The sequence below is a fragment of the Arthrobacter sp. HLT1-20 genome (assembly GCF_054510895.1).
The window spans coordinates 1-12,110 of record NZ_JBTNDR010000022.1 but is presented as its reverse complement, the minus strand read 5'-3'; the positions used below and the strand labels follow the sequence as shown (position 1 = coordinate 12,110).

The following is a 12,110-nucleotide window of genomic DNA, read 5'->3' as shown; positions in this document are numbered from 1 at the left end:
CAGGTCTTAGAGAATCCCCAGGTAGCGGTTGATCTCGTACGGGGTGACCTGAAGCCTGTACTCCTGCCATTCGTCGCGCTTGTTGCGCAGGAAGTTTTCAAACACCTGCTCGCCCAGGATCTCGGGCATGAGCTCGGACTCCTCCATCTGGCGCACGGCGTCGTGCAGGCTGGAGGGCAAGGGATCGTGCCCCATGAGCCGGCGTTCGGCGTTCGTGAGCAGGCTGACGTCCTCCACGGCGGCCGGCGGCAGTTCGTAGCCTTCCTCAATGCCCTTCAGGCCGGCACCGAGCAGCACAGCATACGCCAGGTAGGGGTTGGCCGCGGAGTCAATGCCACGGTATTCCAGGCGCGCGGCCTGGCCCTTGCCCGGCTTGTACAGCGGAACGCGCATCAGAGCCGAACGGTTGTTGTGGCCCCAGGAGACGTAGCTGGGTGCTTCTCCCCCGCCCCAGAGGCGCTTGTAAGAGTTGACGAACTGGTTGGTAACAGCCGTGAATTCGGGGGCGTGTTTGAGAATCCCGGCCATGAACTGCCGCGCCGTCTTGGAAAGCTGGTATTCCGCACCGGGCTCGTGGAAGGCGTTACTGTCGCCCTCAAACAGCGAAAAATGCGTGTGCATGCCGGAGCCCGGGTGATCGGAGAACGGCTTAGGCATGAAGGTGGCGTAGGTACCCTGCTGGATAGCCACCTCGCGGATGACTGTGCGGAAGGTCATGATGTTGTCGGCCGTTTGGAGGGCATCGGCGTAGCGCAGGTCAATCTCGTTTTGCCCGGGCCCGCCTTCGTGGTGGCTGAACTCCACGGAAATGCCCACATCCTCCAACATCGTCACAGCCGTGCGGCGGAAGTCCTGGGCCACACCGCCGGGAACGTGATCAAAGTAGCCGGCCTGGTCCACGGGGACGGGGACGCCGTCGGGACCGGGCTTGTCGGACTTGAGCAGGTAAAACTCAATCTCCGGGTGGGTGTAGCAGGTGAAGCCCATGTCCGCGGCCTTCGCCAGGGTCCGCTTGAGCACGTTGCGCGGGTCAGCTGCGGAGGGTTCGCCGTCGGGCGTCAGGACATCGCAAAACATGCGCGAGGTCTGCTCGGTGGCACCGCGCCAGGGCAGGATCTGGAAGGTGGATGGATCGGGCTGGGCCAGCATGTCAGATTCAAAGACGCGGGCCAGGCCTTCAATGGCTGAGCCGTCAAAGCCAAGGCCCTCCTCGAAGGCGCCCTCCACTTCGGCGGGGGCCAGGGCCACCGATTTCAGGCTGCCCACAACGTCGGTAAACCACAGGCGCACAAACCGCACGTCGCGCTCTTCGATGGTGCGCAACACAAATTCTTGCTGACGGTCCACGTATGTGCCTCTTCCCTCTAGAACTCTCGCACAGCAGCACACCGGGCATCCGGCCCGCAGCGAACGGGTTAGCGGGCACGTATGTTGCCCGCAGTGCATACTCTACTAAGGACTGCGCCCCCGTTTGCTCAATTCGCGCCCCGACTCGTAATAAGCTGGTTGCCATGGCACCCACAAGTACCCCTGATTCGTCCGTGTCCGCCGAGCTGGCGGCTCCTTATGGCTCCGGCACCAAGGACGCAAGCGCGCCCCCGGCCGCGGGAATCCCTGCGACAACAGCCAAAGTGCGCACCCATCACCTGCAGGCGGCCAAGCTGGCAGGGCAGAAGTTTGCCATGTTGACGGCCTATGACCAGTACACGGCCCAGATTTTTGACGAGGCCGGGATCGAGGTGCTGCTCGTTGGGGATTCAGCCTCCAACAACGTCTTGGGCAACGAGACCTCACTGCCCATCACTCTTGATGAGATGATCATCTTCTCCCGTGCGGTGACGGCTGGCTCCAAGCGTGCCCTGGTGGTGGCGGACCTGCCCTTTGGCAGTTACGAGCAATCTGCCGAACAAGCCATCGCCTCCTCGGTGCGCCTCATGAAGGAGGGGCTGGTGCATGCCGTCAAGATGGAGGGCGGCGCCTATTACGCCCCCACCGTGCGGGCCCTGACCCAGGCCGGCATCCCCGTCATGGCTCACATCGGCTTCACCCCGCAAAGCGAACACATGCTCGGCGGCTACCGGGTCCAGGGCAAGGGAGAAGCCGCCCAGGCCATGATTGACGACGCCGTTGCCCTCACCGACGCTGGCGCGTTCGCTGTGCTGATGGAAATGGTGCCAGCCGCAACGGCCATTGCCGTGGACGCCGCAATCGCCGCACCCACGGTTGGCATTGGTGCCGGCAACAGCACCACGGGTCAGGTTTTGGTGTGGCAGGACATGGCGGGCCTGCGCACCGGCAAGATGGCAAAGTTCGTGAAACAGTACGCACAAATGCGCACCATCCTCTCCGACGCCGCCAAGGAATACGCCCAGGAAGTCCGGACCGGCGTGTTCCCCGGCCCTGAACACACCTTCTAGCACCCACCCCAACTATGACGCACTTGTTGCATCAAATCAGCGCAGGAAAGCGCTTCCCAATGCAACAAGTGCGTCATAGTTGGGGTGGGGGAAGAATAAGGTGGGGCTACTCGTCGTCGTCCTCGTCCAGGGCATCGGCTATCTCGTTGCGTTCACGCACCTTGGCCAACGCCGCCTCGGCCTCTTCCCGGGTTTCGTAGGGGCCGATGAGTGAACGCCAGCCGGATTGGGCGTCCTTCTCCACCTGGTGGGTCTCCACGTTGTACCAATACTGCGCCACGGTGTTCTCCTGAGCCTTGGTGCGCCGCTGGGTTCGGCGCCTAGCGCTCATCTTAGGCCGAAAACGGCCCCGCAAGCACCCGCCAACACGGGCGGTGCACAATCACTTATAGAATGGTTTCATGTCTTCCACAGCACTCACGGCTCCCCTGGGCAAGCTTGTCCCGGGCACCATCAGCCCGCAGCTCCCCGTCCCGCACACCATCCCGCGGCCCGAATACGTGGGCAAGGCCGGCCCTGCCCCGTTCAAGGGCTCCGAGGTCAAGGACGCCGAAACGCTGGAGAAGATCCGCATCTCCGCCAAGATTGCGGCCCAGGCCATTGTTGAGGTGGGAAAGCACATTGTCCCCGGCGTCACCACAGACGCCCTGGACCGTATTGGGCACGAGTTCCTGCTAGATCACCAGGCGTACCCCTCCACCCTGGGCTACCGCGGTTTCCCCAAATCGCTGTGCTCATCCATCAATGAAGTGATCTGCCATGGCATCCCGGACACCACCGTGGTTGAAGACGGCGACATCATCAACATTGACATCACGGCGTTCAAGAATGGCGTCCACGGGGACACCAACTGGACCTTCCTGGTGGGCGACGTCGATGAGGAGTCTCGCCTGCTGGTGGAACGCACCCAGGAGTCCTTGAACAGGGCCATCAAGGCCGTTGCCCCCGGGCGTGAAATCAACATTATTGGCCGCGCCATTGAGTCTTACGCCAAGCGTTTTGGCTACGGCGTGGTGCGCGACTTCACCGGCCACGGAGTGGGCGAAGCCTTCCACACCGGCTTAATTATTCCGCACTATGACGCAGCTCCTGCCTACAACACTGTGCTTGAGGAGGGAATGGTGTTTACTATCGAACCCATGCTTACTCTTGGCACCATTGAATGGGACATGTGGGCCGACGACTGGACGGTCGTCACCCGTGACCGCAAGCGGACAGCCCAGTTTGAGCACACCATGGTGGTCACCGCCACCGGGGCCGAAGTCCTCACCCTGCCGTAAAAGCCGCACCCGTATGGCCGGCCGCTGCCTGCCTAGGCAACAGCCGCCAGCACACGCAGCCCGATCCAACCTTGTCACTTTCTACTTTTTTGGAGCATGCATGTCTAAGAAGCACTCAACCAGCGCCACTGTTATTGGCATCGACATTGGCGGCACGGGCATCAAGGGCGGCATTGTTGACCTGCACAGCGGCGAAGTGGTGGGAGACCGGTTCAGGATCCCCACGCCCAGCCCGTCCACACCGCAGGAAGTGGCCAAGGTAGTCAAGGCCATTGTTGAGGAGTTGATGACCCGTCCCCACGCCCCCACCGAGGACGCACCCGTGGGCATCACCTTCCCGGCCATCATTTCCCACGGCGTGGCCCGCTCGGCAGCCAATGTTGACAAGTCCTGGATCGACGCCGATGTGGACGCCATCTTCACGCAAGAGCTGGGCCGCGACGTCCAGGTCATGAACGACGCCGACGCCGCCGGACTCGCCGAGGCCCGCTACGGTGCCGGCAAGGACGTCAAGGGAACTGTCTTGGTCATCACCCTGGGCACGGGCATCGGTTCGGCGTTCATCTATGACGGCAAACTCATCCCCAATGTTGAACTGGGCCACCTGGAACTGGACAGCTTTGTTGCCGAGACCAAGGCATCGGCCAGTGCGCGCGAGCGTGATGAGCTGAGCTGGGATGAGTACTCCGTGCGACTCCAGCGCTACTTCTCCCATGTGGAGTTCCTGTTCTCCCCGGAACTGTTCATCATTGGCGGCGGCATCTCCAAGCGCAGCGAGGACTACCTGCCGCAGCTGAACATCAACACCAAGATCATCCCGGCCGAGCTGGCCAACAATGCAGGCATTGTGGGCGGCGCGCTGCAGGCGGCAGTGCACTTCAAGCTGACCAAGTAGCCATGAACCACCACGGGGTTGCCATTGTCACCGGCGCCAGCCGCGGCATTGGCGCTGCCGTGGCGGTTCAGGCCGCCGTGGCCGGGTACGCAGTGGTGGTCAACTACTCGGTAGATGCGGCCGGGTACGCAGTGGTGGTCAACTACTCGGTAGATGCGGCCGGGGCCACCGATGTGCTCCGGCGCATCCATGCGCTCGATGGTGTGGGCATTGCCGTTCAGGCAGATGTCAGCGATCCGCACGATGTGCACCGGCTCTTCGATGCGGCAGCGGCGTTGGGAGATGTGCGCGCAGTGGTCAACAATGCGGGCATCACAGGCAACCTGATCGGTCCGCTAGTGGATGTCCCAGCCCAGACCATCCAGGATGTGCTGGCCGTGAATGTTGCCGGCGTCATGTTCATGTGCCAGGAGGCCCAGCGACGGATGTCCACCAGCGCAACAGGTCACGGCGGATCCATTGTGAACATCTCATCCACAGCCGTCAAGGCCGGCTCGCCCGGAACCTGGGTGCACTATGCCGCATCCAAGGGTGCTGTGGACGTTTTGACTGTGGGTTTTGCCAGCGAAGCGGCAGCCCACGGCATACGCGTCAACGCGGTGTCCCCCGGCAGCACCAACACGGGCCTGCACGCCGCTGCCGGAATGCCCGACCGCGTGGCAAGCCTGAACCACCTCATACCGCTGGGACGCGGCGGTGAACCCGAGGAAGTTGCCGCAGCTGTGCTGTGGCTTCTGGGTGATGATGCTTCCTACGTCACAGGAGCAATCCTGCCTGTTGCGGGCGGGCGCTAGCTAGTTGGGAGCCGGGCTGGGATCGTTGGAGGCACCGTGGGCCGCCGCCTCGGATTCGCATCGCAGCGTGGCAATGGCGCTCTCAAAGTCCTCAAGGGACTCAAAAGCCTGATAGACGCTGGCAAACCGCAGATAAGCCACCAGGTCCAGCCGCTGCAGAGGTGCCAGGATGGCCAGCCCCACATCATTGGCGTCGATTTCGGCCGCACCGCTGGCCCGGATGGACTCTTCAACTTCCTGGGCGAGCTTGGCGAGGTCGTCGTCGGTGACCGGCCTGCCCTGGCACGCCTTGCGCACGCCGCTGATGATCTTGCTCCGACTGAAGGGCTCGGCCACCCCGGAACGCTTCGTCACGGAAAGGCTGGCCGTTTCCATGGTGCTGAACCTGCGCCCGCATTCGGTGCACTGGCGGCGGCGCCTGATGGAGGAGCCATCGTCGGACAGGCGGGAATCAACCACGCGGGAGTCTGGATTACGGCAAAACGGGCAGTACATGCATATCCCTTCGGGTCGTGATTAGTCCCAGTGTAGAACCAACGGCCGTGAAACTACAATCGTGTAATTACCACACCCGGTCCCGCCTGTCCATAGATTCCGGTGAATGATTTAGGGGAAACGCACGGCCACGGCATCACCGTGGGCTGGCAGGCCCTCCGCCTTGGACAAGGTGATGACGTGCTCGGCTACCTGAGCCAGGGCATCCTTGTTGTAGTTGATGACCTGGACGGCGCGCAGGAACGTGGTGACGTTCAGGCCCGAGGAGAAGGCTGCCGTGCCACTCGTGGGCAGCACGTGGTTGGACCCTGCGCAGTAGTCGCCCAGGCTCACGGGGCTGTAGTCCCCCACAAAAATGGCTCCGGCATTGGTGATCCGGGCGGCCACGGCGGCGGCGTTCTCGGTGACCACTTCCAGGTGCTCTGCGGCGTAGGCGTTGCACACGGCCACGCCCTGGTCGAGGTCGTCCACTAGCACAATGCCGGACTGAACGCCCGCAAGCGCTGTTTCGACCCGTTCCCGGTGGGTTGTGAGGGCCACCTGGCGCCCCAATTCACGTTCGACGGCGTGGGCCAGCTCGGTTGATGTGGTCACCAGCACGGAGGCTGCGTTGGGATCATGCTCGGCCTGGCTGATGAGATCGGCAGCAACAAAAACGGGGTTGGCGCTGTGGTCGGCCAGGACGGCGATCTCGGTGGCGCCTGCCTCGGAGTCAATCCCCACAACGCCCTTGACCAGGCGCTTGGCCGTGGCCACAAAGATGTTGCCGGGGCCCGTGACAACGTCAACCGGTTCAAGGGCTGCGCCGTCACCGGCGGAGGTAGTTCCGGCCGCCACGCCATAGGCGAAGGCGGCGATGGCCTGCGCACCGCCCATGGCGTACACCTCCTCAATGCCCAGCAGAGCCGCTGCGGCCAGGACTGTCAGGTCCGGCAGGCCGCCAAATTCCTTCTGCGGCGGCGAGGCCAGGGCCACCGAGCCCACACCTGCGGCGAGGGCGGGAACCACGTTCATGATCACCGACGAGGGGTAGGCCGCCAAGCCACCGGGTACGTACAGGCCCACACGGCGCACGGGAATCCAGTGTGAGGAGACCACGGCACCATTGGCCACGGGAAAGTCAACATTGGCAGGCTTTTGGGCCTGGGCAAAAGCCTTGGCACGGGTGATGGACTCTTCCAGGGCTGCCCGGACCGCCGGGTCCAGCGATTCCAACGCCTGGGCCAGTGCAGCGGCGGGGACGCGCGGGTGCTCCTGGGTGACGCCGTCGAACTTCTGCGCCAGCTCCGCCAGGGCCGCGTGGCCGCGCTGGCGAACATCGGCAATGATGCCTGCAACGGCGTTCTCGGCAGTGGTGACCGTGGACGCGGCAGTGCGGGGCACGGCCTTTTTGAGTTCCGCCAAGGTCAGGGTGCGGCCGCGCAGGTCTGTGCGGTTCAGCGTCAGGGGGGCCACGGAAGATTCAAGGTTGCTCACAACAGCCCAGTTTACCCGCAGCCGGTGCACGCCAACCGCATCCTTTCACGATGTGGGAACTGACGGGCTCTACCGTGCGTTGCTGGGCAGCGCCTGTCCGGGCGCATCCTGGGCAGGCGCATCCTGTCCCGGGGCGGGAGCGGCCGGGTAAATCCCGTAGCCGAACAGTTGCGCAATGAACACCGTGATGACACTGGCCAGCGGCCAGAGGATCAGCACCGTTTGGGACCTGAGCGAAAACACCATGCTGGGGTGCGGCAAATTGTTGGCCGGAGTGTGGAACAAGTCCCCCGCAAAGACACCCATCCGCCAGGCAATCACCGACCCCACGAAACCGCCCACCACCATCGCCACAAAGGCAGCGGCAGGCAGGGGGCCGTGGGCCGTTACCCGGCGCTGGCGCAACAACCACACGGCGCTGAGCAAGCCGCCGGTCACCATGAGTATGGCCAGGACCAGGTCCCTGGGGAACCACACCGTGTAATCCTCACCGTCACCATAAAACGCTCCACCCGGGGCTAACAGCCACCACGCGGCACCGAGCAGGGCACCCACAGCGGCCGAGAATCCCAGCCCGTGGCGCCAGTGCGTCCTGGTATTGGCAGCTTGCGGCATGGGGCTCCACACACGCTTGGCACGTGAGGGGTAGCCCCTGCGCAACTCGCTGCGGGACAGCTCGGCAGGAACTGGCGGTGGCGTCGGCAGGGCTGCCGGGTCCTGCGGAAGAATCTCACTCATGGATTAACCGTAGCCGTAGTTTGATGACCGTCAGCCTTCCAGACAGGTGGGGCCCAGGAGAACCTTCAAATCACCAAAGAGCGACGGCGTGGGATTGACCCTGTGGTGCAGCGGCAGCTTCATGACTTTCACCGAGCGGCTGCCGGCCAGATGCATTTTGACCTCGGTGTTGCCGCGGTGATCGCCCAGGATGGACTTGAGCGCCAACAGCACCGCCTCATTGGCCTTGTGCTCGGGCATGGAGATCACCAGCGGCCCGGCCAGGCCTTCACTGAGATCGGGCACCGTCAACTCCATGGCATTCAAGGTGATGGCGCCGTCGTCGCGCTTTTGCAGCCTGCCCTTGACCACCACAATGAGGTCTTCCGCCAGGATCGTGGCGATGGGCCCGTATACCTGGCCAAAGAACATGACCTCAACCGAGCCGCCCAGGTCCTCAATCTCGCAGCGGGCGTACGGGTTTCCGCTGCTCTTGGCGATGCGACGCTGCAGGTTGGTGATCATGCCCGAAATCGTGATGATGTGGCCGTCCTGCGGTCCGTCGTCGGCCAGCAGCTGCGTGATGGAAATGTCCGCGTTCTGGCTCAGCACACCTTCCAGACCACGCAGCGGGTGATCCGAGACGTACAGGCCCAGCATGTCCCGCTCGAAGGCGAGCTTGTCTTTCTTCTCCCACTCGGGCAGGTCCGGGATCTCGGTGATCAGCGCGGACTCCGGTTCGGCGTCGCCGCCCATTCCCGCGAAGAGGTCAAACTGTCCCACGGCCTCGTTGCGTTTGATGGTGATGACCGAGTCGACGGCTTCTTCGTGAATCATGGCCAGGGCGCGCCGGGGATGGCCCAGGGAGTCAAAGGCACCGGCCTTGATCAAGGACTCGATGGTGCGCTTGTTGCACACCACGGCCGGGACCTTCATGAGGAAGTCGGAGAAGTTCTCAAAGTTGCCGCGCTCCACCCGGGATTCCACCAGACCGTTGACAACGTTGGCGCCAACGTTGCGGATGGCACCCATGCCGAAGCGGATGTCGGAGCCAATCGGGGTGAAGTTCAACGCCGATTCGTTGACATCGGGGGCCAGCACAGTGATGCCCATGTGGCGGCACTCGTTCAGGTACAGGGCCAGTTTGTCCTTGTCGTCACCAACGCTTGTCAGCAGTGCGGCCATGTATTCGGCCGGGTAGTGCGCCTTGAGATACGCCGTCCAGTAGCTGATGACGCCGTACGCGGCCGAGTGGGCCTTGTTGAAGGCGTAGTCGGAGAAGGGCAGCAGGATGGCCCACAGTGTCTTGACGGCCTCGTCGGTGTAGCCGTTGTCCAGCATGCCCTGATGGAAGCCCGCATACTGCTTGTCCAGCTCGGACTTCTTCTTCTTACCCATGGCACGGCGCAAAATATCTGCCCGGCCCAGCGAGTAGCCGGCCAGCTTCTGCGCGATGGACATGACCTGCTCCTGGTACACGATCAACCCGTAGGTGCCGCCCAGAATTTCGGCGAGAGGTTCCTCCAGCGTGGGGTGGATGGGGGTGATGGGCTGGAGCCCGTTCTTGCGCAGGGCATAGTTGGTGTGCGAATCTGCACCCATGGGGCCAGGACGGTACAGGGCCAGGACGGCGGAGATGTCTTCAAAGTTGTCGGGGCGCATGAGCTTGAGCAGGGACCGCATGGGTCCGCCGTCGAGCTGGAAAACACCCAGCGTATCCCCGCGGGCCATGAGCTCATAGGAGGCGGCGTCGTCGTACTCCAGCCCCTCAAGGTCCAGTTCGAAACCCTTGTTCGCCTGGATGTTCTCTAGGGCGTCCGTGATGATGGTGAGGTTTCGCAACCCCAAAAAGTCCATCTTGATCAGGCCAAGGCCTTCACTCGTGGGGTAGTCGAACTGGGTGATGACCTGCCCGTCCTGGATGCGGCGCATGATGGGGATGACATCGATGATGGGATCCGAGCTCATGATCACGCCTGCCGCGTGCACGCCCCACTGGCGCTTGAGCCCCTCCAGGCCCTTGGACAGTTCAAAGACCTTGGCCGCTTCGGGATCGGTGTTGATCAGGTTGCGGAAATCCTGCGCCTCGCCATAGCGCTTGGCCTCCGGGTTCTCAATGTCACTGAGCAGGATGTCCTTGGCCATGACGGCCGGGGGTAGCGCCTTGGTCAGCATTTCACCCATGCTGAACGGGTGTCCCAGCACGCGCGAGGAGTCTTTCAACGCCTGCTTGGTCTTGATACTGCCGTAGGTGACGATCATGGCGACACGCTCATCGCCGTACTTTTCGGTCACATACTTGATGACCTCATGACGGCGACGATCATCGAAGTCCACGTCAAAGTCGGGCATGGAGACGCGTTCAGGGTTTAGGAACCGCTCAAAGATCAGGCCGTGGCGCAGCGGGTCAAGGTCGGTGATGCGCATGGCATAGGCCACCATGGAGCCGGCACCGGAACCACGCCCGGGACCCACGCGGATGCCGTGGTCCTTGGACCAGTTGATAAAGTCGGCAACCACCAAAAAGTAGCCGGGGAAACCCATTTTGATGATGACATCAAGCTCGTAGTCGGCCTGTTTGCGCACGGCGTCCGGGATTCCACCCGGGTACCTGTAGCGCAGGCCGGTATCGACTTCCTTGACCAGCCAAGACGTCTCGTCCTCACCGGGCGGGCAGGGGAACTTGGGCATGTAGTTGGCGTTGGTGTTGAAGGAAACGTCGCAGCGCTCGGCGATCAGCAGCGTGTTGTCGCAGGCTTCGGGCAGCTCGGAGAACAGTTGGCGCATCTCCGCCGGGGACTTCAGGTAGTAGCCGCTGCCGCTGAAGGCAAAGCGCTTACCACCCTCGTCATAGGTGGGTTCGGTCAGGGTCGACGCCGACTGCAGGGCCAGCAGGGCCTCGTGCGCCTTGGCGTCGTGCTCATGGGTGTAGTGGAGATCGTTGGTGGCCACCAGGGGGATCTCAAGTTCCCTGGCTAGGCGCAGCAGGTCCTTGGTGACCCGGCGCTCAATGTCCAGGCCATGGTCCATGAGCTCACAGAAGTAGTTTTCTTTGCCGAAAATGTCCTGGAATTCCGACGCCGCAGCCTTGGCCTCGTTGTACTGGCCCAGGCGAAGCCTGGTCTGAACCTCACCCGAGGGGCAGCCGGTGGTGGCGATGAGCCCCGAGTGGTACTCGTTGAGCAGTTCCCTATCCAGGCGGGGGTACTTGCCCATGGGCGAATCCAGCGAGCCCAGGGAGGAGGCCCGGAACAGGTTCCGCATGCCCTGGTTGTTGTAGCTCAGCAGTGTCATGTGCGTGTAGAAGCCACCGCCGGAGACATCGTCCTTGCGCTGGCTCTCATCCGTGCGCCACTTGACCCTGGTCTTATCGGTGCGGGCGGTGCCCGGGGTGACGTAGGCTTCAACGCCGATGATGGGCTTGATGCCGGCGTCGGTGGCCTTTTTCCAGAAGTCGAAGGCGCCGAAGAGATAGCCATGGTCTGTTGTGGCCAGGGCCGGCATTTCCAGCCGCTTGGCCTCGTCAAACAGCTCGGTCAGGCGCGCTGCACCGTCCAGCATGGAGTATTCGGTGTGCGTATGGAGATGGACAAAACTGTCAGTCGATGAGCTAGCCACCGAACCATTCTAGTGCTCATTAGCCCAAGACCAACCCGGCGGGTGTCCAGCCAAGCCACGACGCCCAAGGAAGAACTCCTTCGTCGCCCCGCCCCCATAACGCTCTCTCACCTTTCGTGGTTAAACCCATTACGCTCTCTCAGCTAGTGAGAGAGCGTAATGGGTTTAACCCCCGGAGGTGCGAGAGCGTTGGGGGGCGTGGGTGGGCCCACACGCCCGAGGGGCCACGAGCGAGCGCGGCGAGCTTGGGGATTGGCGTGGCTGGGCCCACACGCCCGAGGGGCCACGAGCGAGCGCAGCGAGCTTGGGGAGGGCGTGGGGACTGATATGTGGGAACTTTTGTCAAGAGGCATCGGTGTGCGGCTCCCATCTTTTTTGGTGGGGGCCGCTTTCTTGGGTGCTTTCCGGGTGTGGCGGT

At 62.9% G+C, this 12,110-nt stretch carries 10 protein-coding genes; 4 read left to right on the top strand and 6 right to left on the bottom strand.

Translation table 11 applies throughout. The features are described from left to right. Positions 1-6: 6 nt before the first annotated feature. Positions 7-1,347, bottom strand: coding sequence for a glutamine synthetase family protein (locus ACX80Q_RS12435; protein WP_459330841.1), 1,341 nt, complete (start codon positions 1,345-1,347; stop codon positions 7-9). Between the two features lie 164 nt (positions 1,348-1,511). Here ACX80Q_RS12435 and panB point away from each other — a divergent pair, with 164 nt between their 5' ends. After that, a complete protein-coding gene (gene panB / locus ACX80Q_RS12430) occupies positions 1,512-2,417 on the top strand; it encodes a 3-methyl-2-oxobutanoate hydroxymethyltransferase (RefSeq protein WP_459330840.1) in 906 nt (301 codons plus the stop codon). Positions 2,418-2,523: 106 nt separating this feature from the next. On the opposite strand, the gene ACX80Q_RS12425 is transcribed toward panB, so the two are convergent. Beyond that, entirely contained in the window at positions 2,524-2,697 is a 174-nt protein-coding gene (locus tag ACX80Q_RS12425; protein ID WP_459330839.1) for an SPOR domain-containing protein, read from the bottom strand. 121 nt (positions 2,698-2,818) lie between these two features. On the opposite strand from ACX80Q_RS12425, the gene map reads away from it, so the two are divergent. The 3 genes from map (at position 2,819) to ACX80Q_RS12410 (ending at position 5,386) form a co-directional block, all read left to right on the top strand. Continuing rightward, positions 2,819-3,697 carry a type I methionyl aminopeptidase gene (gene map, locus ACX80Q_RS12420; protein WP_459330838.1) on the top strand — a complete coding sequence of 293 codons (879 nt, stop codon included), beginning with the start codon at positions 2,819-2,821 and terminating at the stop codon, positions 3,695-3,697. Between the two features lie 100 nt (positions 3,698-3,797). After that, positions 3,798-4,592: a polyphosphate--glucose phosphotransferase gene (gene ppgK, locus ACX80Q_RS12415; protein WP_459330837.1), complete on the top strand. Its 795-nt coding sequence runs from the start codon at positions 3,798-3,800 to the stop codon at positions 4,590-4,592. 2 nt (positions 4,593-4,594) lie between these two features. After that, on the top strand, positions 4,595-5,386 hold the full coding sequence (locus ACX80Q_RS12410) for an SDR family oxidoreductase (RefSeq protein WP_459330836.1): 792 nt from the start codon (positions 4,595-4,597) through the stop codon (positions 5,384-5,386). On the opposite strand, the gene nrdR is transcribed toward ACX80Q_RS12410, so the two are convergent. From nrdR to dnaE, 4 genes are all read right to left on the bottom strand, one after another. Then, complete coding sequence (gene nrdR, locus ACX80Q_RS12405; RefSeq protein ID WP_459330835.1) at positions 5,387-5,881, bottom strand: transcriptional regulator NrdR; 495 nt, start codon at positions 5,879-5,881, stop codon at positions 5,387-5,389. Positions 5,882-5,992: 111 nt separating this feature from the next. Then, positions 5,993-7,357 carry a histidinol dehydrogenase gene (hisD, locus tag ACX80Q_RS12400; protein WP_459330834.1) on the bottom strand — a complete coding sequence of 455 codons (1,365 nt, stop codon included), beginning with the start codon at positions 7,355-7,357 and terminating at the stop codon, positions 5,993-5,995. Positions 7,358-7,426: 69 nt separating this feature from the next. Continuing rightward, entirely contained in the window at positions 7,427-8,095 is a 669-nt protein-coding gene (locus tag ACX80Q_RS12395) for a hypothetical protein (protein ID WP_459330833.1), read from the bottom strand. A 30-nt stretch (positions 8,096-8,125) separates the two neighbouring features. Continuing rightward, positions 8,126-11,692 (bottom strand): DNA polymerase III subunit alpha, encoded by a 3,567-nt coding sequence (dnaE, locus tag ACX80Q_RS12390; protein WP_459330832.1) that lies wholly within the window; start codon positions 11,690-11,692, stop codon positions 8,126-8,128. Positions 11,693-12,110: the final 418 nt, after the last annotated feature.

Excerpts from the sequence above, each read along its gene's own strand:
- ppgK (WP_459330837.1), top strand. The coding sequence starts at position 3,798 with ATGTCTAAGAAGCACTCAACCAGCGCCACTGTTATTGGCATCGACATT.
- nrdR (WP_459330835.1), bottom strand. The coding sequence starts at position 5,881 with ATGTACTGCCCGTTTTGCCGTAATCCAGACTCCCGCGTGGTTGATTCC.
- ACX80Q_RS12395 (WP_459330833.1), bottom strand. The coding sequence starts at position 8,095 with ATGAGTGAGATTCTTCCGCAGGACCCGGCAGCCCTGCCGACGCCACCG.
- map (WP_459330838.1), top strand. The coding sequence starts at position 2,819 with ATGTCTTCCACAGCACTCACGGCTCCCCTGGGCAAGCTTGTCCCGGGC.
- panB (WP_459330840.1), top strand. The coding sequence starts at position 1,512 with ATGGCACCCACAAGTACCCCTGATTCGTCCGTGTCCGCCGAGCTGGCG.
- ACX80Q_RS12410 (WP_459330836.1), top strand. The coding sequence starts at position 4,595 with ATGAACCACCACGGGGTTGCCATTGTCACCGGCGCCAGCCGCGGCATT.